The following is a 22,481-nucleotide window of genomic DNA, read 5'->3' as shown; positions in this document are numbered from 1 at the left end:
TTCAGCGGATGTGCGTCGCGTAGGCCGCCTCGGCGGCCTCCAGCTGGGTCCAGAAGCCTTGCGGCGCGCGCCCGTGCAGCACCTCGTCGAGCACGCCCAGGTGCGCGTGCCAGCCGCTGGCCACGCTCAGCGTTTCCTTGCGGTCGGGCAGGCGGCGGTGCGTGAGCACCAGGTGCGTCGCTTGCGCGCCCTGCGGCGACAGTTCGAAGCTGACCTCGGACGCGTCCTCGCGCTCGCTGCCCCAGCTGATGACCAGCAGGGTCGGCGGCTCGATGCGCAGCACGCGCGAGTGCTGCACATGGGTCTCGCGGTAGGCCGCGAAGCGCTCGGGCGCGACCTCGCCCGACAGCTCGGTGTGCTGGAAGCGCAGCTCGAACACCGCGCCGGGCGCCTGCGCCATGGTGCCGCCGGCCAACCAGCTGCGGCGCTTCTCGGGATCGACGAGGTAGGTCCACACGCGGTCGATGGGGCCGGGCAGGGTGCGCTCGATGCGCAGGGTGCCGGGCTCGGTCTGCGTGCCCAGGCTGTGCTTCAAGGTCGTGGTCATGGGTCGGTGCTCCTTGGGTGAATGAGGGGAGAGACGTTGTTCACGCGCTATCGCCGGCATCGCGCCGCAGCGCATCCGCCAGCGCGTCCAGGCGGTGGTTCCAGAAGACTTCGTACGCGCGCAGCCACGCATCGGCCGTGGCGAGCGCCGCCGGTTCCAGCCGGCACACGTGCGCGCGGCCCTGCACGGTGCGCGACACCAGCCCCGCGCGCTCCAGCGTCTTGACGTGCTTGGAGGCGCCCGCGAAGGACATGCGAAACGGCGCACCCAGCTCGCCCACGCTGCATTCGCCCTGCGCGAGCAGCTGCAGCATGGTGCGCCGCGTGCTGTCGGCCAGGGCGTGGAACACGGCGTCGAGCCGTTCGTCTTCGATTTCAAGTTCAACCATGAAGTTGAATATAGATCGGTACCGAAGAAAATTCAACCCGAAGGTTGAATGATGAAATGGCGTTACACCTGATACACCCGGGACGCCGTGCGCGCACCGGGCGCTGGAAGCGCGGGGGCTGCGCTCCTACGATGCCTTTCATTCCATCCACTCGCGAAAAGAAAGACGCACGCACATGAACCCTCTGATCCAGCGCCGCACCCTGTTGCTCGCCGCCGCCGTGACCCCGCTCGCCGGCGCCTGCAGCGCATGGCCGAAGAAGGGCGCGCAGTCGGACGCCGAAACGCAGCTCGCCGAACTCGAGCGCGCCTGCGGCGGGCGCCTGGGCGTGTCGGGCTTCCACACCGGCAGCGGCGCGCGCCTGCAGCACCGTGCGCACGAGCGCTTTCCGCTGTGCAGCACCTTCAAGCTGGTGCTCGCCGCGGCCGTGCTCGAACGCAGCGCGACCGACGCCAGCCTGCTCGGGCGCCGCATCAGCGTCGGCAAGGGCGACCTGGTGTCGCACTCGCCGGTCGCCGAGAAGCACCTCGCCACCGGCATGACCGTGAACGAGATGTGCGTCGCCACCATGCAGTACAGCGACAACGCCGCCGCCAACCTGCTGCTGAAGGTGCTGGGCGGTCCGTCCGCCGTCACGGCCTTTGCACGGCGCATCGGCGACACCACCTTCCGCCTCGACCGCACCGAGCCCGAGCTGAACACCGCCATTCCCGGCGACCCGCGCGACACGACCAGCCCCGCGGCCATGTCCGACACGGTGCAGCGGCTCGCGCTGGGCGACGCGCTCGGCGCGCCGCAGCGCGAGCAGATGCGCGAATGGCTGCTCGGCAACACCACCAGCACCGAGCGTTTCCTGGCCGGCGTGCCCAAAGGCTGGCGTGTGGGCGACAAGACCGGCGCGGGTTCGTACGGCTCCACCAACGACGTCGGCGTGCTGTGGCCGCCGTCGGGCGCGCCGCTGGTGCTGTCGGTCTACCTGACCTTCCCCGACAAGGACGCCAAGGGCCGCAACGACGTGGTCGCCTCGGCCACGCGCATCGCGGTGAAGGCCCTCGCGGGCTGAGTCGGCGACGGGGCCACAATGGGCGCCCCATCTTTCCCCGTCGCCCCATGGACCTGAGGTCTCTTCGCTATTTCATCGCGGTGCTCGAAGCCGGCAGCCTGTCGCGCGCGGCGGCGTCGCTGTACGTGGCGCAGCCCGCGCTGACCGCGCAGATCAAGAAGCTCGAGGCCGAACTCGGCACGCAGCTGTTCGACCGCTCGCACGTGGGCGTCACGCCCACGGCTGCCGGGCTGCAGCTGTACCAGGACGCGCGGCGCCTGCTGTCGGATGCCGCGGCGATGCGCGAGCGGCTGCAGCGCGCGCCCGACGGGCCCGAGGGCTCGGTCACGGTGGCCGTGCCGTTCCTGCTGGCCTCGCTGCTGCTCGGGCCGGTGCTGGCGCGGCTGAAGCAGTCGCACCCGCGCATCCGCGTGTTCGTGATCGACGACCTGAGCCTGATGGTGCGCAAGGCGATGGTCGATCGCCGCGCCGACATCGGCCTGCTGGTCGATACCCCGAGCGTCGAGGGGCTGGACGTGCGCCCCTTCGTGCGTGAAGGCATGTTCCTCTGTGGCTTCGATGCGAAGGGCGAGGTGGCGGCATTGCTCGGAAAAAGTGTGAAGGGTGGGCGCGCGAAGAAGGGTGCGCCCGCGCGTCCCACGGTGCCTTTCGCACGCGCCGCGAGCCTGCCGCTGGTGCTGCAGTCGCGCCGCTTCAGCATCCGCCAGCGCGTCGAGGCGGCGGCCGAGGCGGTGGGGGTGGAACTCAACGTGGTGCACGAGCACGACTCGGCGCGCGTGCTGCGCTCGCTCTACCTGGCGGGCGCGGGCTTCACGGTCACGCCCGCCTGTGCGCTTGCGGACGGGCCGGGCGATCAGCCGAACTGGTTGATCGCACGCATCGTCGAGCCCGAACTGGCGCGCACCTACCACCTGGCCACGCCGGCGGGCAAGGCGCCCGATGCGGCCACGCAGGTCGTGAGGCAGGCGCTGGCCGACGAGGCGCGCTCGATGATCGCCTCGGGCCGGTGGGACGCACAGTTCCTGGGCGACGGCAAGGCGTAGCCATCGCGCACGGCGGTGCCGTGCGCCCGGGCCATCATCTTTTGTGATGGCCGCGCATCAGCAATCGGTATTTGTTGTGCGGCGGCGTTGTTTGCGAAAGTTCTCCCCACGGTGCACAGGCACCGGCCTCAAGGAGACAACTTGCCCTCACTTTCGCCCGAGGTCGCCAACGTCGGCGAACTCGCATCCCGCGCCGCCCGCCTGCATGCGCGGCAGATCGCCGTGACCAGCCCGCAGCGCGCCTGCACCTACGAACAGCTCGACCGGCGCGCCAACCGCCTGGCCAATGCCCTGCGCGGGCTTGGCCTGCAGCGCGGCGACCGCGTGGGCGTGTACCTGCCCAACTGCGTCGAGATCGTCGAGCTGGAGCTGGCCTGCTACAAGGCCGCGCTGGTGAAGGCGCCGATGAACGCGCGGCTCGCGCCGGTCGAGGTGGCCGAGGTCATCGAGAACAGCGACGCCGCGCTCATCGTCACCACCGCCGCGCGCGCCGAGACCTTCCTGCCGCTGCTGAAGGGCGCGGCCCCGAAGTTGCTGCTGCTCGACGCGGCCGAAGGCACGCCCGCTTCCTACGAAGGCCAGCTGGCGCGCGCGAGCGACGCCTTCACCTGCGAGCGCGTGCGCGCCGACGAGTTGGCGGTGCTGCACTACACCTCGGGCTCCAGCGGCGTGCTCAAGGCCGCGATGCAGACCTTCGGCAACCGGCTGGCCCAGCTGCGCAAGTTCCTCTCGCGCAGCGAAGGCCTGCGCCCGGGCGACCTGCTGGGGCTGGTGGGGCCGATCACGCACGCCTCGGGCATGCAGATCGTGCCGGCGCTGTGCAGCGGCGCGACCATCCGCCTGTTCACCGGTTTCGAGCCCGCGCGCTTCCTGGACGACATGAAGAAGGAGCGCGTGACCCACACCTTCATGGTGCCCACCATGATCAACATGCTGCTGGCCGAGCTGCAGGGCCGCTACCGGCCGCTGCCCGACCTGCAGCGCCTGGGCTACGGCGCCGCGCCGATGGCGCCCGCGCGGATCATGCAGGCGATGGACGTGTTCGGCCCGGTGCTGTCGCAGGGCTACGGCGCGGGGGAGACCACCTCGGGCGTGTGCGGCCTCTCGGTGGAAGACCACCTGTTCGCGCGCGCCGCCATGCCCGAGCGGCTGGCCTCGTGCGGCCGGCCCTTCCTCGAATCGCTGGTGGAGATCGTCGACGACGAAGGCCAGCCGGTCGCGCCGGGCGAGGTGGGCGAGATCGTGGTGAGCGGCGAGGACATCTTCGCCGGCTACTGGCGCGCGCCCGAGCTCACGGCCGAGGTGCTCAAGCAGGGCCGCTACCACACGGGCGACCTCGCGCGCGCCGACGACGAGGGCTACATCTACATCGTCGACCGCAAGAAGGACATGGTCATCAGCGGCGGCTTCAACGTGTACCCCTCGGAGGTCGAGGCCGTGCTGTACCAGCACGCGGCGGTGGCCGAGGCCTGCGTGTTCAGCGTGCCCGACGACAAGTGGGGCGAGGCGGTGGCCGCGCACATCGTGCTGAAGCCGGGCGCCTCGCCCGACACGGCCGGGCTCGACGACTTCTGCGCCGCACGGCTCGCGGGCTTCAAGCGGCCGCGCCGCATCGAGTTCGTCGAGTCGCTGCTGAAGAACGCCAACGGCAAGGTCGCGCGCAAGGCGATCCAGACGCCGTACTGGGCCGGCCACGCGCGGCGCGTCAATTGAACAAGAGGGAAGAGAACGACATGGACACCACGCTGACTCCTTCAGCCGCACCCACCGAGGCTTCGGCCATCCGCGCACCGCTGTTCGACGGCCCCTTCGAGGGCTCGCCGCGCGCGGCCGAGCTGATCGCCCGCATCGGCGATTTCCTGAACGGCGAACTGGCCGACCTGGTGCGCGAGAAGGGCATCGACCACGAGCACGGGCCCGACAGGGAGACGCTGCGCCACGTCTGGCGCCGTTCGCACGCGATGGGCTTCTACGGCATGACGCTGCCACCGGCGATGGGCGGCCTGGGCCTGTCGCTGCTCGACCATGTGCTGGTGAAGGAATCGATCTACGCCAGCGGCTCGCCGCTCGCGCCGCATGTGTTCGGCGAACTCAGCGGGCCGCCGCGCGTCGGCGCACTGGCCAAGTTCGCGACGCCCGAGCAGATGGCGCAGTTCATCCGTCCCGTGGCGCAGGCCGAGAAGGCGATCTGCTTCGCGCTCACCGAGGCCGAGGCCGGCTCCGATGCCGGCGCGGTGCAGACGCAGGCGCGGCGCGAGGGCGACGTGTACGTGCTGAACGGGCGCAAGCGCTTCATCTCGGGCTCGCCGTTTGCCGATCTCGCGGTGCTCATGGCGTCCACCTCGGACGATCCGGCGCGCCGCGAGGTGACGGCGTTCTTCGTCGACCTGACGCAGCCGGGCGTCGAGGTGCAGGCGGGCTACAAGACCATGGCGGGCCAGTCGACCACGGGCGACATCGTGCTCACCGATTGCCGTGTGCCGGCCGCGAACCTCATCGGCGAGCCCGGCAAGGGGCTGGCGCTGGCGCTGGGGCGCATCACGGTCAACCGGCTGCTGCACTGCCCGGGCATGGTGGGGCTGGCGACCGTGGCGCTGAAGGACGCACGCGACTACGCGCGCACGCGCCGCCAGTTCGGCCGCGCCATCGCGCAGTTCCAGGCGATCCAGCATTCGCTGGCCGACATGGCGACGCAGCTGTGCGCGGCGCGCGCGCTGATGCTGTCGACCGCGCGGCAGATCGACGCCGGTGGCGACCCGCGCGCCGAGGCCTCGATGGCCAAGCTGTTCTGCTCGGAGGCCGCGTTCCGCGTGGCCGACGCGGCGGTGCAGATCCACGGCGGCGAAGGCATCGTGCAGGGGCGGCGTGTGGAGTTTTTGTTCCGCATGCTGCGCATGTACCGCGTGCTCACGGGCACGAGCGAGATCCAGAAGAACATCATCGCGCGCGAGCTGATCGGCGATGCGGCCTGAGGCCGAAGCAGACAATCAGGAGACAAGACAAGCCATGACGCTCATCAATGCCAATCGCCGCGCGCTGTGCGGTGCGATCGCGGCCTCGGCGCTGCTGCCGGCCGTTGCTCGCGCAGCTGGCGCGAACGCCTCCGCCTGGCGGCCGACCCGCCCGGTCAAGTGGGTCGTGCCGTACCTGGCCGGCACCGGCCCGGACAACGCCGCGCGCATCCTCGCGGAAGCGCTCGGCCCCTTGCTGGGGCAGCCGGTCGTCATCGAGAACCGGGGCGGCGCGGCCGGCAACATCGGCGCGCGCCAGGTCGCGCGCGCCGCGCCCGACGGCTACACCTGGATCTACTCGAGCGCGCCCATGGCCGCCAACATGCGCATGCAGCAGAACCCCGGCTACGACGCGCTCAAGGACTTCCGCCACATCATGCGGCTCACCACCTCCGACGTGCTGCTGGTGGTGAATGCGGGCTCGGGCATCCAGACGCTGCAGGAGTTGGTGGCGCGTGCGCGCGCCAACCCCGGCAAGCTCGACTACGCCTCGGGCGGCGTCGGCACGCCCTCGCACCTGGGCGTGGAGCTGTTCCTGCAGGCGGCGGGCGTGCAGGCCACGCACGTGCCGTACAAGGGCGCGTCGGAGATCGTCAATGCGGTGCTGGGCAACCAGGTGAACTTCGGCATGCCGATCTTCTCGGTGGCGCTGCCGCACGTGCAGGGCGGCAAGCTGCGCGCCCTCGGTGTGGCCGGCGCCAAGCGCAACGCGGCCTTGCCGCAGGTGCCGACGCTGGCCGAGCTGGGGCTGCGCGGCGTCGAGCTCACGTCGTGGGGCGGCGTCTCGCTGCCGGCGGGCACGCCCGATGCCGTTGCGGCGCGCATCTACGAGGTGTTCGGGCAGGCGCTGAAGCAGCCATCGGTGATCGCCGCGCTGACCGAGCTGGGCAGCGAGGTGAGCCCGTCGACGACCGAGGCCTACGTGCAGGGCTTCGCGAGCGAGATGGAACTGACCGAGCGGATGATGAAGACAGCGAAGCTGCAGCCGCTGTAAGAAGCAGGCTTCAGAGCACGAACCACCCCACGGCCACGTAGTGGCTCGTGGTGCCGGCCAGCACGAACAGGTGCCAGGCGCCGTGCGCGTGGCGCAGCCCCCGCCGGTTGCGATAGAACACCGTGCCCACCGTGTAGAGCACGCCGCCCGCGACCAGCCAGGCCAGTCCGGTCGCGTGCAGCTTGGCCGCCAGCGGCGCGGCGGCCAGCACGCCGAGCCAGCCCATGCCGATGTACAGCGGCAGCGAAGGCTTCTTCGCCGTGCCGGTCTCGGCGGGTTTCAACTCGCGCCAGATGCCGAAGCACGCCGCACTCCAGATCGCCGCGAGCAGCAGCCAGCCCCAGGGGCCTTGCAGCGTGACGAGCGCGAAGGGCGTGTAGGTGCCCGCGATGAGCAGGAAGATCGCGCAGTGGTCGGCGCGCTCCCACAGGCGCTTGCTGCGGCCGCGCGTGCTGTGAAAGAGCGTGGACGCCGCGTACAGCGCCACGGCCGAGAGCGAGAACACCAGCCCGCCCGCGATGCGCGCCGGATCGCCCGTCGGCAGCGTCTTGGCAAGCAGCAGCGCGGCCGCCGGCAGCGCGAGCAGCAGGCCGAACAGGTGGCTGTAGCCGTTGAGTCGTTCGCCGGGGTACATGAGGTGCTGAGGTGCGGTGGGGAAGTGGGCGCGTCGGGCGCACGCGGATGCTAGTGAAGGGCCATGACTGCCCCGTGACCGGGCAAACCCTGTCTGGATTCTGGTTGCAAATGTTTACATTCAGCGGCCGGGATGCGTTCCCGACACCCGCCGCGTGCTTTGGCGCACCCGCGCCGGCGGGCCTTCTCACCGTGAGGGACTGCCGATGAAAAAAAGTTTGATGTCGTGGCGCCGGGCTGCTGTCCTGTGCGTTGCCATGGGGAGCGCCGCTGTCGCTTGTGCGCAGGTGCAGCAGTTCAAGTGGGGGCATATCTACGAGCCCGCGAGCATCTTTCACCAGCAGGCCGAACTGGCGGCGCGCAAGATCGCCGAGCAGTCCGAGGGCAAGATCAAGATCGAGGTGGTGCCCGCCTCGAAGCTGGGGCAGGAGCGCGACTACGCGCTGATGCTCGCCAACGACTCCATGCAGATCGCCTACGTCGGACAGGCCACGTTGGCCGAGGGCTACCCGCCGCTGGGCCTGGGCAGCTATCCCTTCGCCTTCAAGGACCTGGACCACGTGCGCAAGTACCTCGCGAGCCCGCTGCTGGCGGACCTGATGAAGGGCTACAACGAACGCAGCGGCAATCGCATGGTCGCGTCGGTCTACTACGGCGCGCGGCAGGTGACCTCGGGCAAGCCGCTGCAACGCCCCGAGGACTTTCGCGACCTGCGCCTGTACGTGCCCGACGCCGCGGCCTACCAGCTCTTTGCCACCGCGCTCGACGCCAAGCCCGTGTCGCTGCCGTTCAACAGCCTGTACGGCGCGCTCAAGAAGAACGAGGTCGAGGCGCAGGAGCATCCGCTGGGCACGGTGCGCGCCAAGCAGCTGTACGAGGTGCAGAAGTACGTGCAGCTCACGGGCCACATCTACGACACGCTGGGCATCGTCATCGGCAAGGCGGCCTGGGCCCGCCTCACGCCGCCGCAGCAGGCGATGGTGGAGAAGACGCTGGCCGACACGGCCAAGTGGACCAACGTTGGCGTGATCGCCAGCGAGCTCGAAGACGAGCAGTTCCTGCGCGGCAAGGGCATGACGGTGCAGCCGGTCAACCGCCTGCCGCTGCTGGAGCGCGTGACGAAGCGCTCCACGCCCGAGCAGATGGGCGCGCGGCCGGGCGACTTCGCCAAGCTGCAGGCGCTGGCCGGGGCTGCGAACTAACCAGCCCGCTGCCGGTAACCGCGCGGCGTGCTGCCGGTCCACGTGCGAAAGGCACGGTGGAAGGCCGGCGTGTTGTCGAAGCCGACCGAGGCGGCGATGCGGTCGATGGGCTCGCGTGTCTTCACGAGGCGCTGGATCGCGAGGTCGCGCCGCACCTCTTCCTTCAGCGCGCGAAAGCTGGTGCCCTCGGCCGCGAGCTGGCGCGACAGCGCGCGCTCCGACATGTGCACCGCGCGCGCCGCCGCGCCCAGCGTGGCGGCCGAGGCGAGGTGCGCGGCGACGAACTCGCGCACCGTGGCGCTGGTGGTGTCGTGGTCGAAGGTGACGAAGATCCAGTCGTCGGGCGCGCGGCGCACGAAGTCGAGCAGCTCGGCGCGCGTGCGCTGGAAGGTCTGGCGCAGCACCGGTTCGGCAAAGCGCACCGAAGATGTGTCTTGCTCGAACTGCAGCGGGCCGGGGAACAGGTTCGCGTACTCGTCGAAGCGCGCCGGGCGCGGGAACGCAAAGCCGACGCCCAGCACCGGCAGCTGCCGCCCCATGAGCCACGAGGCCACGCCGTGGATCAGCTTGACCATCAGCGCATGGCCGAAAGGCGTGGTGGGCCGCGCGGCGGCTTCGGGGTGCGGCGCGATGGTGATCGTGGCCACGCCGTGGGCGCGCGTCATGCGCAGGCGGTGGTCGTCCAGCAGCAGGTTCCAGAAGCGCGTGAAGCGGTACATGGCGACCATGAGCGAGGGCGCGTCGAGCAGGCTGAGCCCGAGGTACTTGAGCGCGCCCGCGCGGATCGGCCGCGACCACAGGCCCAGCATCTCGTCGCCCATGAAGAGCGACACGCACTCGTACATGCGCACGAACTGCTCGCGCGTGACGCGCGCGCCTTCCTGGCGCAGCAGCTGTGGCGAGATGCCGGCCTGCGCGGCCAGCACGTCGATGTCGCGCGGACTGAGCTGACGGCGTGCACCGCTCAGCAGGTGCTGCAGGAAGCTGACGGCGACGGTGGCGCGTTCGGGCGGCATGAAAACGGTTCGAAAGACGGTTGGCGGAATCTGCAAATGAATGGGCGCGATCTGCAAGCAATGGCGCAGAACGCAAGGCTATCGTAGCCCTGAAGCGCCACATTCCCGTGGCGGAACCCGCAACAACCCAAGGAGCCCTGCCGTGATCGAACGGAACGTCACCCTGCACATGGACGAAGAGGTCGCCGTCGTGACCCTGAACCGTCCCGCCAAGCGCAACGCCATCGACGAGGCCACGCTGGCCGCGCTGGACGCCGTGTTCTCCGCACTGCCGCGCGAGGCCAAGGCCGTGGTGCTGACCGGCGCGGGGCCGCATTTCTGTGCCGGGCTCGACCTCAAGGAACACCACGACAAGGAACGCACGGCGGTCGACTTCATGCGCGTGTGCCAGCGCTGGCACAGCACCTTCGACAAGATCCAGTACGGCGGCATCCCGGTGGTCGCGGCGCTGCACGGTGCGGTGGTCGGCGGCGGGCTGGAGCTGGCGGCGGCCACGCACGTGCGCGTGGCCGACCCGTCGACCTATTTCGCGCTGCCCGAGGGGCAGAAGGGCATCTTCACCGGCGGCGGCGCGACGGTGCGCGTGGCACGCATCATCACACCGGGCCGCATGGTCGAGATGATGCTCACCGGCCGCGTGCTCGACGCCCGCGCCGGCAAGACGCTGGGTCTGGCGCACGAGATCGCCGCACCCGGCGAGAGCCTGCGCGCTGCGATGGTGCTGGCCAAGCGCGTGGCGAAGAACGCGGCGCTGTCGAACTACGCGATGGTCACGTCGATCAGCCGCATCGCCGACATGTCGGCCACCGACGGCATGTTCGCCGAGTCGCTGATGGCGGCGGTGGTGCAGACCGGCGGGGAAGTGCAGACGCGGCTGGGGGCGTTCGTCGACAAGTCGCTGGCCAAGGTCACGCCCGAGCAAGTGGCGGGTTGAAGCCCGGCGTCAGGCGTCGAAGGCGCGCCGCAGTTCGCTCGACAGCGTGCCCGCCAGCGCCTCGCGCTGCGGCGCAGGGCGCCAGAAGCTGCGCGTGAGGGCGCCGGTCGATTCCCACTCGGGATGGCTGCGCGCCGTTTGCACGGCGCGCACGGCACCGGCGGCTGCACGCATCAGCGTGTCGTCCTCGTCCGCCGACGGGGCTTCGGCCCGGATGCGTTCCACGGCCGCATGGCCGCGCCGCTCCAGCGCCTGCGCGAGCTGCAACTGCCACGCCGCGAGTGTGAACAGCACGCTGTCTTCCACCGTGAGCTCGTGCATGTCGCGCAGCTTGTTGGCCAGCTTGCGCCCGAGCGGACCCCAGCCCTGCGACACCGCGCCGCCGATGGCTCCGCCCAATGCCGCACCCGCGCCCAGCGACAGCCCCGCCACCGCGAGGTCGGCCACCACGCCCACGGCCGCGCCGATGACCGCGCCCTTGCCCAGGCGCAGGCCCGCGTCCTTCATCGCCTCGGGGTTGAAGAAGTCGAGCGTCCAGCGGCCTTCGATGATCGGCAGTGGTGCTTCGTCGGCGTCGCCCTGACGAAAGCCGTAGAGCGCGAGCAGGTCGTCGGTGCAGCGCTGGGCCTTGTCGAACACGTCCTTCTGCACGCCGGCGACCAGCGCCTGGCGGCGCGTGGCGTCGGCGAACTCGGCGGCCGGCACGGTGCGGCGGATGGCCGCGGCATCGACCAGCAGGTCCGCGATGCGCGTGCAGGCCGACTGGCGGCGCGCGTCGGCCTCGGCGTCGAGCGCGTCGACCACGCCGCGCAGCACGTCGCGGCGGTCGCGCAGCAGGGTGGCCAGGTCGTTGTAGAGGTCGTGCTCGGCGCCCACGAACGGCGCCGCCGCATCGAAGCGCACCTGCACGTGCAGGCCGTAGGCCGAGAGCAGTTCTTTCCAGGCCGGCTCGCGGCTGGCGGCGTCGCGCACGAAGTTGAGCACCGGCAGCACCGGGCGTGCGCAGGAGTTCAGGAGCTCGATCTCGTCGCGGAACTTGGGCAGCACCGGCTCGCGCACGTCGATCACGAGAAAGGCGGCGTCGATGTCGAGCATCGCGCGCAGCACCTTGGCCTCCTGCTCGAACACGCCCTGCGCCTCGGGGCCCTGCAGAAAACGACGGATGCGCTCGGGCGGCGTGGCCTGCTGGGCGGCGTCGAGGCCGGCCAGGTGCTCACGCAGCGCGACCGCGTCTTCCAGGCCCGGCGTGTCGAGGAAGCGCACGGCCGGCTGGCCGTTCACCTCGAGATCGACCGACTCGACATGGCGCGTGGTGCCCGGGCGCTGCGACACCTCGCCGAAATTCACGCGCCGCGTAAGCGTGCGCAGCAGCGAGGTCTTGCCCGCGTTGGTGTGGCCGACGACGGCAATGCGGATCGGGATCGGGGTGGTCATGCGGTGGCGGTGCCTTCCGTGAAGACGGCATCGAGCCGGTCGCTCGCGACCACGTGGGCCAGCCCGGCGTCGCGCAGCCAGTCGCGCCAGCGCTGCGTGGCGGCGGCGTGGGGCGCGTCGGCCAGCCAGAGGCGGCATTCGCCGCAATGCGTCAGCACCTCGCGCAGGAAGCGCTCGGTGCCGCGGTCGGGGCTCGAGGCCGCATGGCAGACCAGCAGCACGGTGCGCGGGTGGACCTGCGCGAGCTGGTCGAGCAGCGTGCGGCGGGCCGGGGCGCTGCCGTCGATGCGGACCGCCGATGCCGGCAAGCCGGCGGGCGGCCAGGGCAGGTCGGGCGGCAGCTCGAAGCCGACGACGAACAGGCCCTCGTGCTGCTCGGAGGCCGGCAGGCCCGCGGGCGCGGCGGGGTGCGCGCGGCCCGGGTCGGCATCGACGATGGCGGGTGGCGCCAGCGCGGCGAAGCGGGCCAGCAGCTTGCGGTAGTAGGGCGCCTGCCAGTCGGGCTGCAAGGCGGGGCGACGCTGGCGGCAGACGGCGGCGCTCAGCAGCACCAGCGCCAGGCGCGGCAGCAGGCCGTACACCGCGATGCAGCCGGTGAGCCACAGCGCCCAGGTGCGCTGGGCCGCGGCGACGGGGGTGGCCGATTGCACGGTGGCCGCATCGGGCACGGGAAAGCCGAGCTGCGCCGGCAGCCAACCCAGCGCTTGCACCACGCGCACGAAGAAGGCCGGTTCGAGGATGGTGGTTTCCCAGCTCAGCGTGTAGCTGCGAAAGGCGAGGGCGAACAGCATCGCGGCCAGCACCACGGCGAACGACAGCGCCCAGATGCCGTGGCTCACGAGCCCGAAGGCCCAGGGCAGCAGGCGCGCACGCGTGAGCAGTCCCGTGGCTGCGCGCACCAGCTGCGGCGCCTGGCCGCGCTGGCCGCCCGCCACGCGCGCCGTGAGCGACAGCCACAGCCAGCCCAGCGAGGCCGTGCCGAAGGTGCCCGACGGCAGCCACAGGCCGGCCAGCCACAAGAGCAGCGTGAGCGCATGCAGGCCCAGCAAGCTGACGAGCGCGACGATCACGTTGATGTGGCGGTCGTTGCCGCCGACCACCTGGCCCGCCAGGCCCAGCCCCGCGATCACGACCAGCGCCACCAGCGCCAGCAGCACCCACGGTGCCCATTGCCGGCCGCGCGCGAGTTCGGCCTGCAGGCCCATGCGCTCGCCGAGCTGGCGGGCGCGTTCAACGATGCAGGTGGGGCCGTCGGCTGCGCGCGAGGCCGCGGTGCGAAGGGCCGACGCGTCGTCGAGCGGGCCGTTCTGTTCGGTCCATCGGACCGCCTCGGTGATCACCGCATCCGGAAAAGCAGGTGCGCGCAGCGCGGTGGTGGTGATCAACAGGGTCCCTTCTTCTTCGCCAATGACGCCCCGGCGCAGCAAAGCGGCGGCGGGGCGCGCAAATTATGCCCGGCGCATGCAGAAGGCCTGCCCAAGAGAAACGGGGCCGCGAACGACCCCGTGGCGCTGCGCTTGCGGTTTCAGCGCAGGCCGAAGAACGACAGCACGGCGACGACGACCACGACCAGGCCGACGATGTAGATGATGGAATTCACGCGAAGGCTCCTTGTGGTTGGCGATGACCCAGCATCGGGCGCCCGCCGGCGCGCGGGTGTCGGCGAGGGACGGTGCGTGCTGTAGGACTCGCGAAGCGCGCACACGGCGACAAATGCCCGAGATCGGCGTGGACGTGGGCGTGGGCGTGCACGCCCGGCCCGCTGTGTGACCATTGTTTGCAATGAGCGGCGGGCATCCACGCAAGACTCTGCCCCTTCCAGAAAAGGCCAGGTCATGCGGCTCACCGAGCAATCCCCGTTCACAGGTTCCCACCCCGCGCACCCCGGCGCCCGCGCGCCCCGCGGGCCCGATGCACCCGCCGCGCCGCGCGTCAACGCGCAGCTGCTGCCCACGCTGTTCGACCGCCTGCGCGACGAGGCGCCCGGCCGCAGCGCCGAGCTGCCGTCCGAGTACACGGCCACGCCGGCCCGGATGCGCGAGATCATCCAGCGCGACCTGGCCCTGCTGTTCAACACCACCAACGCCGAAGACCTGATCGACCGCACGCGCCATGCCGACGCGGCGTCTTCCACCGTCAACTACGGCGTGCCGCCGCTGGCCGGCAGCTACCTGTCGGAGCGCAAGTGGGCGGACATCGAACGCATCATCCGCCGCGCCATCCGCGACTACGAGCCGCGCCTGATTCCCGACAGCGTGCAGGTCGTGCCGCTCATGAAGGAAGACGGCGCGGCCGAGGCCTACAACGTGCTGCTGTTCGAGATTCGCGCGCTCATCCACCTGAAGCCGTACCCACTGGCCTTCACGGTGCAAAGCGCGGTCGACCTCGAGACCAACCGCATGCGCATCGTCGGCGCGGCGGACTGAAGGCGCCTGTCTGTCTCTTTTTCATTTCTCGTTTACTTCAACCACGCCAGGGAAGGCTCATCGTCATGGACCCGCAACTCCTCGAGTACTACAACCGGGAACTCGTCTACATGCGCGAGGCGGCGAGCGAGTTCGCCGCCTCGCATCCCAAGATCGCCCGCCGCCTGGGCATGCACGGCATCGAGGTGGCCGACCCGTACGTGGAGCGACTCATCGAGTCGTTCAGCTTCATGTCGGCGCGCATGCAGATCAAGCTCGACGCCGAATTTCCGCGCTTCACGCAGCGCCTGCTCGAGGTGCTGTACCCCAACTACCTGAGCCCCACGCCGTCGATGGCCGTGGCGCAGCTGCATCCCAGCGTGAAGGAGGGCGACTTCACGCGCGGCTTCGTGGTGCCGCGCGGCACGGCTTTTCATGCGCGCGTGCCCGCGGGCGAGCAGACGCCCTGCGAGTTCCGCTCCAGCCAGGACGTGACGCTGTGGCCCTTCGAGATCGCCGAGGCGCGGCTTACCGGCGCACCGCCCGACATCCCGGCGCTGGAGCGCTACGTGCCGCCGCACGTGCAGGTGACGGGCGCACTGCGCCTGCGGCTGCGCATCGTGGGCGAGATGGGCTTCTCGGCACTGTCGGGGCTCGACCGGCTGCCCATCTACCTGCGCGGCAACGAGCAGGTGGCGTCGCACCTGTTCGAGCTGCTGCACACCTCGGCGGTCGCGACCTTCGTCGGCGAGCCGGGCCAACTGATGGACCGCCCGCACGTCGTGACCGAAGGCGCGCTGGTGCACGAAGGGCTGGGGCCGGGCGAAGGCCTGCTGCCGCTGGCGTGGAACACCTTCCATGGCCACAACCTGCTGCACGAGTACTTCGCGTGCCCCGAGCGCTTCTACTTCTTCACGCTCACGCAGCTTGCGCCGGGGCTGGCGCGCATTCCCGGCAAGGAGGTCGAGATCGTCGTGCTGCTGAGCAAGCCGCCCGGCGCGCTGGGGGCGCTGGTCGATGCGGCGCAGTTCGCGCTGTTCAGCACGCCGGTGGTCAACCTGTTCGAGCGGCGCACCGACCGCATCGAACTCGACAGCGCGCAGACCGAGTTCCACCTCGTGCCCGACCGCTCGCGGCCGATGGACTTCGAGGTGTATTCGGTGCAGCGCATCGCCGGCCAACAGGCGCGCACCACGGCCGAGATCGACTTCCGCCCGCTCTACCAGACGCTCAACGAAGACGAAGGCAACCACGGCCGCTACTTCTCGGTGCGGCGCGAGCCGCGGCTGGTGTCCGAAACGGCGCGCAAGTACGGCACCCGCACGCCGTACATCGGCACCGAGGTGTTCCTGTCGCTGGTCGACCAGCAGGAGGCGCCGTACCCCGAGAGCCTGCGCTACCTGTCGGTGAAGGCGATGCTCACCAACCGCGACCTGCCGTGCCTGGTGCCACGCAACGGGCAGGCCGACCTCGCGGTGGCCGATTCGATCCCGGTGTCAGCCGTGGGCCTCATCCGTGCGCCGAGCACGCCCAAGTCGCCGTTCGCGCAGCGTGAGATCGCGTGGCGGCTGATCCGCCAGCTGGGCTTCAACCACCTGCCGCTGGCCGACATGCCGCACCGCGAGGGCGCGCAGGCGCTGCGCGACATGCTGCGGCTGTTCGTCACCGCCGACAACGACGTGCTGCGCCGGCAGATCGATTGCCTCGTCGGCTCGCGCATCGAGCCCGTGACGCGGCGCCTGCCGGGCGCGGGGCCGTTGATCTACGGGCGCGGCGTGCAGTGCACGCTGAGCGTCGATGAAGAAGGCTTCTCGGGCACGAGCCCGTACCTGCTGGGGCTGGTGCTGGAGCACTACCTCGCGCGGCACGTGAGCATCAACGTGTTCACGCAGACCACGCTCGAATCGATGCAGCGCGGCACGGTGGCCAAGTGGCCCGTGCGCATGGGCGGGCGAGGCGCGGTCTAGTTCCTCTTGGGCGGGAGCGCCTGCTCAGCAGCCACAGCATGGCCGCCCGCACCTTGGCTGCATCGGCGCCGGCATCGATCTCCAGCGCCGCGCGGTCGAAGGCGGCCGACAGCAGGCGGGCGAGGGCGTCGAGCGACACCTCGCCGCGGCCCATGCCGGCGCGCGCCAGCCCCTGGCGCAGCGAGTTGGCCGAGGTGGCGTCGTCCATCGACATCATCTCCGCCAGACCGAGCACGGCCGGCCCGTCGATCAGCAGCAGCCGGGTGCGCCCCGGCACCGTCATCGCCTTCAGGTAGGCCTCGCTGCCCACGAGCAGGGCGTCGCGCGGGCCGAGCTCGTCGGGCGTGGCCGCGTCGATGTCGGCCGCGACCGCCTGCGCCTCGAGCAAAAGCACCTGGCGGAACAGGTCGCGCTTGTCGTTGAAGTGGTGGTACAGCGCCCCGCGCGTGATGCCGGCGGCCATGGCGATCTCGGGCGTGGAGGTGTCACCGTAGCCCTTGCTGACGAAGAGCGTGCGGGCCGCCTCGGTCAGCGCGAGGCGGGTGGTTTCGGTGCGTTCGCGGTTGGTGCGTGCCGGGGTTTTGGCCATGCCCCTAATTTACATGCAGTCTGTTTGTGGATTAATATTTAACTTACATGCAGTTTGTACGTTTTATCCACGAAGGAGCCATCCCATGAAAGTGACGAGCTATTACCCGGTGATCATGACCAACGACGTGGCCGGCACCGCGGCCTTCTACCAGGCGCATTTCGGGTTCGTGTCGCTGTTCACGACCGACTGGTATGTGCACCTGCAGCTGGCGGACGATGCCTCGGTGAACCTCGCCGTGCTCGACGGCACGCACAAGACCATTCCCGCCGAAGCGCGCGGGCAGGTGGCGGGCGGGCTGCTGCTGAACTTCGAGGTGGAAGACCCCGACGCGGAGCACGAGCGCCTGAAGGCGGCCGGCCTGCCGATCCTGCTGTCGCTGCGCGACGAGGCTTTCGGCCAGCGCCACTTCATCACGCGCGACCCGAACGGCGTGCTGATCGACATCATCAAGCCGATCCCGCCGTCGGGAGAGTTCGTCGCGCAGTACGAAGCCGGCGCACTGCCGACCTGACGCCCGTTCAGGCGCGCAGGGCTTCATCTTCTTCCAGCCCGTCGCCCAGGAAGCCGCCGCTCTGGTGCGCCCACAGCCGCGCATACAGGCCGCCCTGGGCCATCAGCGTGCGGTGGTCGCCTTCTTCGACGACGCGGCCTTCGTCGAGCACGATGAGCCGGTCCATCGCGGCGATGGTCGACAGCCGGTGCGCAATCGCGATCACGGTCTTGCCTTCCATCAGCGTGTACAGGCTCTGCTGGATCGCGGCTTCGACCTCGGAGTCGAGCGCGCTCGTGGCTTCGTCGAGCAGCAGGATCGGTGCGTCCTTCAGCATCACGCGCGCGATGGCCACGCGCTGGCGCTGGCCGCCCGAGAGCTTCACGCCGCGCTCGCCCACATGCGCCTCGTAGCCGCGCCGTCCGCCCGCATCGCCCAGCGTCTGGATGAAGTCGTGCGCCTCGGCACGCCTGGCGGCGGCTTCGATCTGCGCCAGCGTGGCGTCGGGCCGGCCGTAGGCGATGTTGTCGGCCACCGAGCGGTGCATCAACGAGGTGTCCTGCGTGACCATGCCGATGTGCATGCGCAGCGAATCCTGCGTGACCTTCGAGATGTCCTGCCCGTCGATGAGGATGCGGCCGCTCTCCAGGTCATGGAAGCGCAGCAGCAGGTTCACCAGCGTCGACTTGCCGGCGCCCGAACGGCCGACCAGGCCGATCTTCTCGCCGGGCTTCACGACCAGGTTCAGGTCGTCGATGACGCGGCGGCCCGCATCGCCATAGCGGAAGCTCGCCTGCTCGAAGCGCACCTCGCCGTGCGGCACGTCGAGCACCGTGGCATGGGGCGCGTCGAGCACCGTGCGCGGGCGCGACAGCGTCTTCATGCCGTCCTGTACCGTGCCGATGTTCTCGAACAGGCTGGTCATCTCCCACATGATCCAGTGCGACATGCCCTGCAGCCGCAGCGCCATCGCCGTGGCGGCGGCCACCGCGCCCACGCCCACCGTGCCGTGCGACCACAGCCACAGCGCCATGCCCGCCATGCCGGCCGTCAGGCCCATGCTCAGCGTGTGGTTGACGATCTCGAAGGCGCTCACCAGCCGCATCTGGCCGTAGCCCGTCTTCATGAACTCGCGCATCGCGTCGCGCGCAAAGCCGGCCTCGCGCTGCGTGTGCGAGAACAGCTTGACGGTCGCGATGTTGGTGTAGGCGTCGGTCACGCGCCCGGTCATGAGCGCGCGCGCGTCGGCCTGCGCCTTGCCGACCTTGCCCAGGCGCGGCACGAAGTACACCAGCGAGGCGATGTACAGCGCCAGCCAGATGACGAAGGGCCACACCAGCTGCGCGTCGAGCACGCCCACCAGGATGATCATGGTGGCCACGTACACGCCCATGGCCACGAGCACGTCGGCCAGCACGAACACGGTCTCGCGCACGGCGAGTGCGGTCTGCATCACCTTGGCCGTGATGCGGCCCGCGAACTCGTCCTGGTAGAAGGCCATGCTCTGGCCCAGCATCAGGCGGTGGAAGTTCCAGCGCAGACGCATCGGCAGGTTCACCGCCAGCGTCTGGTGCTTCACGATGGTCTGCAGCGCCACCACGCCGATGCTGATCACCAGGAACGCGGCCAGCCACAGCAGCGTGTCGCCGCGCTCGGCCCACAGCCGCGAGGGCACCTGGCCGCCGAGCCAGTCGACGATGCGCCCGAGGATCGCGAACAGCGCGGCCTCGAAGGTCGACATCACCGCCGTGAGCACCGCCATCGCGGCGATCTTGCCGCGCACGCCGTGCGTGCAGGCCCACAGGAAGGCAAAGAAGCCCTGGGGCGGCAGCGTCGGTTCGGCGGCGGGGTACGGGGGAAGGAGTTTTTCGAAAAAGCGGAACAAGGAATCGGTCTCCAGCAGAGCCTTCGAATGTAGCCCTGCATGCATGACCTTGCCCCGAAAAGGTGCGTTCGGTTTTGCTGTCTTCAGCTTCCCTTCAGCCTCGGCGCGCGCGGCTGTGCCTGGGGGGCGTCGGCGCCTGCTGCCTTTGTTTCCATGCCCCCCAGCCGCGCGCTCAGGAAGTCGATGAAAGTTCGCAGCTTGGGCGACATGTACTGCCGGCTCGTGTACACGGCGAACAGCGTGACCGGCGTGGCCTCGAACGCGGGCAGCAGCCGCACCAGCCGGCCCTGCGCCAGGTCGTCGTCGATGAGCCACACGGGCAGGTAGGCAATGCCCATGTCGGCGCGCACCGCGTGCAGCGTGAGCGTGGTGTCGTCCGAGCGCATCGCGGGCGTGAGCCGCAGCGGGAACATGCGCCCGCCCGGCCCCTTGAGCGCGAGGTTGTCCAGGTTCACGTAACTGGGCACGATCGCGCCCAGCTTCGCGAGGTCGGCCGGCACCGCGGGCAGGGCGCCGTGGCGCTTCAGGTAGGCCGGCGTGCCCGCAAGATGAAAGGGCACGCGGCACAGCGGCCGCGCGATGAGTGCGGGCGAGGGCTCCTGCGTGGCGCGCAAGGCCAGGTCGTAGCCGTCGGCCGCGAGATCGACCTTGCGGTTTTCCAGGTGCATGTCGACCAGCACTTCCGGGTACGCCGCGCGGTAGTCCGCCAGCACGCGCGCAAAACGCGGCGTGGCGCACCACACGGGCGCGCTCACCTTGAGCTGGCCGCGCGGCGCGTCGCTGGTCTGGCCGATGGCGGCCTCGGCCGCGTCGAGCAGGTCGAGCGCGCGGCGGCTCTGTTCGTACCAGGCGGTGCCGGCCTCGGTCAGGCTCAGGTGGCGGCTGGAGCGGTGCAGCAGCCGCGCGCCCAGCGATTTCTCGAGCTGCGCCACGTGCTTGCTGGCCATCGGTGCCGACAGGCCCAGGCGCTCGGCCGCCGCCACGAAACTGCCGGCCTCGACGACTTCGCGGAACACGCGCAGGCTGGTCATGCGGTCCATCGATGATTTCCTGTGAAGAAAGGATTCGATGCATCGTAGCCTGTCGATTTCCTGAAAGGAAATGTCTACAGTCAATCCAACGCCTCAAGGAGCATCGACTTGACCCACGACACCAACACGCTTTCCCGCCTGCCCACGTACTTCATCTCGCACGGCGGCGGCCCCTGGCCCTGGATGAAGAAGGAGATGGGCGCCACCTACGACCAGCTGGCCGCCTCGCTGGCCGACATGCCGCGCCAGATCGGCCGCACGCCGGCCGCCATCCTCATGGTCTCGGCGCACTGGGAGTCGCCCGTGTTCACGGTGCAGGGCAACCCGCGCCCGCCCATGATCTACGACTACGGCGGCTTTCCGGCCCACACTTACGAGGTGCGCTACGCCTCGCCCGGCTCGCCCGAACTCGCGCAGCGCGTGCAGTCGCTGATCGCCGCCGCCGGCCTGCCGGCGCAGATCGACCCCGAGCGGGGCTACGACCACGGCATGTTCTCGCCCATGGCCGCGATGTACCCGAACGCCGACGTGCCGGTGGTGCAGCTGTCGCTACGGCGCGGGCTCGACCCGGCCGAGCACCTGGCATTGGGCCGCGCCATCGCGCCGCTGCGGGACGAGAACGTGCTCATCGTCGGCAGCGGCCTGAGCTATCACAACCTGCGCAACTTCGGTCCGCAGGCGCACGGCGTGTCCAAGGCCTTCGGCGATTGGCTCGACGAGACGGCTGTGCAGGCCACGCCGCAGGCGCGCGTGCAACGCCTGCAGGACTGGGCCTCGGCCCCGTCGGCGCGCATGGCGCACCCGCGCGAGGAGCACCTGATTCCGCTGATGGTCGCGGTCGGTGCGGCCGAAGGCGACGTCGGCGAGCGCGTCTACCACGAGGACGCCTTCATGGGCGGGCTCGTGGTGTCGAGCTACCGGTTCGGCGCCGCCTGAAGGCTCGCGGGCCGCGCGGCAGAATGAAGCCATGCCCACGCCCGCTCTTCCCACCCCCGACGAATCCGCCGAAGCCCGGCGCCAGATCGCCCGCATCGAAGCCCTGTCCACCTCGCACGACCCGGTGCACGACGGCATTCGCGTGCGCTGGCGCCGCTTCGGCACCGACACGACGCAGCCGCCCATCGTGCTGCTGCACGGCGGCCACGGCAGCTGGATGCACTGGCTGCGCAACGCCGAGGCGCTGTCGGCGCAACGCACGCTGCTCCTGCCCGACATGCCCGGCTTCCATGATTCCGACGCGCTGCCGCGCGTGGCGCCCGGCGAAGACGCGCTGGTGCCGCTCCTGGCCGCGCTCGGCGGCACGCTCGATGCGCTCATCGGCGCCGGCACGCCCATTGACCTGGGCGGCTTCTCGTTCGGCGGGCTCACCGCCGCGCGCTTCGCGGTGCGGCGCGGCGCGATCCGCCGGCTGGCGCTGATGGGCAGCGGCGGCCATGGCACCTTGCGCCGCATGATGGTCGAAATGATCAACTGGCGCGCCGCCCCCGACCGCGAGACCGAGCGCGCCGCGCTCATGCACAACCTGGGCGCGCTGATGCTGCACGCGCCGGCCGCCATCGATCCGCTGGCCTTCGAGATCCACGACCTCTCGTGCCACGGCACGCGCTTTCGCAGCAAGGAGGTGTCGCTCTCGGGCGGCCTGCAGGCCGCGATCGACACGCTGGGCGTGCCGACGCTGCTGCTGTGGGGCGAGTTCGACGTCACCGCCGATTCGCGTCCGCTGGTGGCGCAACTGGCCAGCGAAGGCCCGGGCCGCGAAGGCGTGGTGATCGACGGCGCGGGGCACTGGGTGCAGTACGAACGCGCCGACGCGGTCAACGCGCAGCTGGTGAAGTTCTTCGGCTGA

At 70.3% G+C, this 22,481-nt stretch carries 21 protein-coding genes; 12 read left to right on the top strand and 9 right to left on the bottom strand.

Translation table 11 applies throughout. The features are described 5' to 3' along the window. Position 1 precedes the first annotated feature (1 nt). Both ACAM52_RS14665 and ACAM52_RS14660 read right to left on the bottom strand, forming a co-directional pair. Entirely contained in the window at positions 2-547 is a 546-nt protein-coding gene (locus ACAM52_RS14665; protein ID WP_095744932.1) for an SRPBCC family protein, read from the bottom strand. A gap of 40 nt (positions 548-587) precedes the next feature. After that, the gene (locus tag ACAM52_RS14660) at positions 588-935 is read right to left on the bottom strand and encodes a helix-turn-helix transcriptional regulator (RefSeq protein WP_070059311.1); all 348 of its coding nucleotides are present in this window, start codon (positions 933-935) and stop codon (positions 588-590) included. A 175-nt stretch (positions 936-1,110) separates the two neighbouring features. Between ACAM52_RS14660 and bla the strand changes: the two genes are divergently transcribed. From bla to ACAM52_RS14635, 5 genes are all read left to right on the top strand, one after another. After that, positions 1,111-1,998 (top strand): class A beta-lactamase, encoded by an 888-nt coding sequence (gene bla / locus ACAM52_RS14655; RefSeq protein ID WP_369647453.1) that lies wholly within the window; start codon positions 1,111-1,113, stop codon positions 1,996-1,998. Positions 1,999-2,045: 47 nt separating this feature from the next. Continuing rightward, positions 2,046-3,041, top strand: coding sequence for a LysR family transcriptional regulator (locus ACAM52_RS14650; RefSeq protein ID WP_369647452.1), 996 nt, complete (start codon positions 2,046-2,048; stop codon positions 3,039-3,041). A 141-nt stretch (positions 3,042-3,182) separates the two neighbouring features. Continuing rightward, the gene (locus tag ACAM52_RS14645; protein WP_369647451.1) at positions 3,183-4,754 is read left to right on the top strand and encodes an AMP-binding protein; all 1,572 of its coding nucleotides are present in this window, start codon (positions 3,183-3,185) and stop codon (positions 4,752-4,754) included. Positions 4,755-4,774: 20 nt separating this feature from the next. Continuing rightward, a complete protein-coding gene (locus ACAM52_RS14640) occupies positions 4,775-6,013 on the top strand; it encodes an acyl-CoA dehydrogenase family protein (RefSeq protein WP_369647450.1) in 1,239 nt (412 codons plus the stop codon). 34 nt (positions 6,014-6,047) lie between these two features. Beyond that, the gene (locus ACAM52_RS14635) at positions 6,048-7,046 is read left to right on the top strand and encodes a tripartite tricarboxylate transporter substrate binding protein (RefSeq protein ID WP_369647449.1); all 999 of its coding nucleotides are present in this window, start codon (positions 6,048-6,050) and stop codon (positions 7,044-7,046) included. 10 nt (positions 7,047-7,056) lie between these two features. On the opposite strand, the gene ACAM52_RS14630 is transcribed toward ACAM52_RS14635, so the two are convergent. Next, a complete protein-coding gene (locus ACAM52_RS14630) occupies positions 7,057-7,680 on the bottom strand; it encodes a hemolysin III family protein (protein WP_354347693.1) in 624 nt (207 codons plus the stop codon). A 205-nt stretch (positions 7,681-7,885) separates the two neighbouring features. Here ACAM52_RS14630 and ACAM52_RS14625 point away from each other — a divergent pair, with 205 nt between their 5' ends. Further along, positions 7,886-8,881: a sialic acid TRAP transporter substrate-binding protein SiaP gene (locus ACAM52_RS14625; RefSeq protein ID WP_369647448.1), complete on the top strand. Its 996-nt coding sequence runs from the start codon at positions 7,886-7,888 to the stop codon at positions 8,879-8,881. Here ACAM52_RS14625 and ACAM52_RS14620 read toward each other — a convergent pair. After that, positions 8,878-9,897, bottom strand: a complete 1,020-nt coding sequence (locus ACAM52_RS14620; RefSeq protein ID WP_369647447.1) for an AraC family transcriptional regulator ligand-binding domain-containing protein — start codon at positions 9,895-9,897, stop codon at positions 8,878-8,880. The two genes, ACAM52_RS14625 and ACAM52_RS14620, sit on opposite strands and share 4 nt — an antisense overlap. 142 nt (positions 9,898-10,039) lie before the next feature. Here ACAM52_RS14620 and ACAM52_RS14615 point away from each other — a divergent pair, with 142 nt between their 5' ends. Continuing rightward, a complete protein-coding gene (locus ACAM52_RS14615) occupies positions 10,040-10,831 on the top strand; it encodes a crotonase/enoyl-CoA hydratase family protein (protein ID WP_255221122.1) in 792 nt (263 codons plus the stop codon). 9 nt (positions 10,832-10,840) lie between these two features. On the opposite strand, the gene ACAM52_RS14610 is transcribed toward ACAM52_RS14615, so the two are convergent. Both ACAM52_RS14610 and ACAM52_RS14605 read right to left on the bottom strand, forming a co-directional pair. Next, positions 10,841-12,265 (bottom strand): GTPase/DUF3482 domain-containing protein, encoded by a 1,425-nt coding sequence (locus ACAM52_RS14610; protein ID WP_369647446.1) that lies wholly within the window; start codon positions 12,263-12,265, stop codon positions 10,841-10,843. Further along, positions 12,262-13,650, bottom strand: coding sequence for a DUF2868 domain-containing protein (locus ACAM52_RS14605; protein ID WP_369647445.1), 1,389 nt, complete (start codon positions 13,648-13,650; stop codon positions 12,262-12,264). Before ACAM52_RS14605 ends, ACAM52_RS14610 begins: the two co-directional genes overlap by 4 nt. A 450-nt stretch (positions 13,651-14,100) precedes the next feature. Between ACAM52_RS14605 and tssE the strand changes: the two genes are divergently transcribed. Both tssE and tssF read left to right on the top strand, forming a co-directional pair. Continuing rightward, on the top strand, positions 14,101-14,691 hold the full coding sequence (tssE, locus tag ACAM52_RS14600; protein ID WP_083258999.1) for a type VI secretion system baseplate subunit TssE: 591 nt from the start codon (positions 14,101-14,103) through the stop codon (positions 14,689-14,691). 65 nt (positions 14,692-14,756) lie between these two features. Further along, positions 14,757-16,637 carry a type VI secretion system baseplate subunit TssF gene (gene tssF / locus ACAM52_RS14595; RefSeq protein ID WP_095744941.1) on the top strand — a complete coding sequence of 627 codons (1,881 nt, stop codon included), beginning with the start codon at positions 14,757-14,759 and terminating at the stop codon, positions 16,635-16,637. Here the strand turns inward: tssF and ACAM52_RS14590 are convergent. Then, entirely contained in the window at positions 16,555-17,226 is a 672-nt protein-coding gene (locus ACAM52_RS14590) for a TetR/AcrR family transcriptional regulator (RefSeq protein WP_369647444.1), read from the bottom strand. The genes tssF and ACAM52_RS14590 overlap by 83 nt on opposite strands. 85 nt (positions 17,227-17,311) lie before the next feature. Between ACAM52_RS14590 and ACAM52_RS14585 the strand changes: the two genes are divergently transcribed. Continuing rightward, complete coding sequence (locus ACAM52_RS14585) at positions 17,312-17,740, top strand: VOC family protein (protein ID WP_369647443.1); 429 nt, start codon at positions 17,312-17,314, stop codon at positions 17,738-17,740. 7 nt (positions 17,741-17,747) lie between these two features. Here the strand turns inward: ACAM52_RS14585 and ACAM52_RS14580 are convergent, their stop codons facing one another. After that, the gene (locus ACAM52_RS14580; RefSeq protein WP_369647442.1) at positions 17,748-19,604 is read right to left on the bottom strand and encodes an ABC transporter ATP-binding protein; all 1,857 of its coding nucleotides are present in this window, start codon (positions 19,602-19,604) and stop codon (positions 17,748-17,750) included. Positions 19,605-19,687: 83 nt separating this feature from the next. Then, positions 19,688-20,644, bottom strand: coding sequence for a LysR substrate-binding domain-containing protein (locus ACAM52_RS14575; RefSeq protein ID WP_369647441.1), 957 nt, complete (start codon positions 20,642-20,644; stop codon positions 19,688-19,690). 99 nt (positions 20,645-20,743) lie between these two features. Between ACAM52_RS14575 and ACAM52_RS14570 the strand changes: the two genes are divergently transcribed. Together ACAM52_RS14570 and ACAM52_RS14565 are read left to right on the top strand one after the other, a co-directional pair. Beyond that, positions 20,744-21,571 carry a class III extradiol ring-cleavage dioxygenase gene (locus tag ACAM52_RS14570; protein WP_369647440.1) on the top strand — a complete coding sequence of 276 codons (828 nt, stop codon included), beginning with the start codon at positions 20,744-20,746 and terminating at the stop codon, positions 21,569-21,571. 31 nt (positions 21,572-21,602) lie between these two features. Beyond that, on the top strand, positions 21,603-22,481 hold the full coding sequence (locus tag ACAM52_RS14565) for an alpha/beta fold hydrolase (protein ID WP_369647439.1): 879 nt from the start codon (positions 21,603-21,605) through the stop codon (positions 22,479-22,481).

The organism is Variovorax sp. V118 (assembly GCF_041154445.1).
Taxonomy (GTDB): domain Bacteria; phylum Pseudomonadota; class Gammaproteobacteria; order Burkholderiales; family Burkholderiaceae_C; genus Variovorax; species Variovorax boronicumulans.
This window is presented reverse-complemented; position numbering and strand designations above follow the sequence as displayed.

What these genes read in the sequence shown, in the direction of transcription:
- ACAM52_RS14665 (WP_095744932.1), bottom strand. Translation starts at nt 547, where the DNA reads ATGACCACGACCTTGAAGCACAGCCTGGGCACGCAGACCGAGCCCGGC.
- ACAM52_RS14660 (WP_070059311.1), bottom strand. Translation starts at nt 935, where the DNA reads ATGGTTGAACTTGAAATCGAAGACGAACGGCTCGACGCCGTGTTCCAC.
- bla (WP_369647453.1), top strand. Translation starts at nt 1,111, where the DNA reads ATGAACCCTCTGATCCAGCGCCGCACCCTGTTGCTCGCCGCCGCCGTG.
- ACAM52_RS14650 (WP_369647452.1), top strand. Translation starts at nt 2,046, where the DNA reads ATGGACCTGAGGTCTCTTCGCTATTTCATCGCGGTGCTCGAAGCCGGC.
- ACAM52_RS14640 (WP_369647450.1), top strand. Translation starts at nt 4,775, where the DNA reads ATGGACACCACGCTGACTCCTTCAGCCGCACCCACCGAGGCTTCGGCC.
- ACAM52_RS14635 (WP_369647449.1), top strand. Translation starts at nt 6,048, where the DNA reads ATGACGCTCATCAATGCCAATCGCCGCGCGCTGTGCGGTGCGATCGCG.
- ACAM52_RS14630 (WP_354347693.1), bottom strand. Translation starts at nt 7,680, where the DNA reads ATGTACCCCGGCGAACGACTCAACGGCTACAGCCACCTGTTCGGCCTG.
- ACAM52_RS14625 (WP_369647448.1), top strand. Translation starts at nt 7,886, where the DNA reads ATGAAAAAAAGTTTGATGTCGTGGCGCCGGGCTGCTGTCCTGTGCGTT.
- ACAM52_RS14620 (WP_369647447.1), bottom strand. Translation starts at nt 9,897, where the DNA reads ATGCCGCCCGAACGCGCCACCGTCGCCGTCAGCTTCCTGCAGCACCTG.
- ACAM52_RS14610 (WP_369647446.1), bottom strand. Translation starts at nt 12,265, where the DNA reads ATGACCACCCCGATCCCGATCCGCATTGCCGTCGTCGGCCACACCAAC.
- tssE (WP_083258999.1), top strand. Translation starts at nt 14,101, where the DNA reads ATGCGGCTCACCGAGCAATCCCCGTTCACAGGTTCCCACCCCGCGCAC.
- tssF (WP_095744941.1), top strand. Translation starts at nt 14,757, where the DNA reads ATGGACCCGCAACTCCTCGAGTACTACAACCGGGAACTCGTCTACATG.
- ACAM52_RS14590 (WP_369647444.1), bottom strand. Translation starts at nt 17,226, where the DNA reads ATGGCCAAAACCCCGGCACGCACCAACCGCGAACGCACCGAAACCACC.
- ACAM52_RS14585 (WP_369647443.1), top strand. Translation starts at nt 17,312, where the DNA reads ATGAAAGTGACGAGCTATTACCCGGTGATCATGACCAACGACGTGGCC.
- ACAM52_RS14575 (WP_369647441.1), bottom strand. Translation starts at nt 20,644, where the DNA reads ATGGACCGCATGACCAGCCTGCGCGTGTTCCGCGAAGTCGTCGAGGCC.
- ACAM52_RS14565 (WP_369647439.1), top strand. Translation starts at nt 21,603, where the DNA reads ATGCCCACGCCCGCTCTTCCCACCCCCGACGAATCCGCCGAAGCCCGG.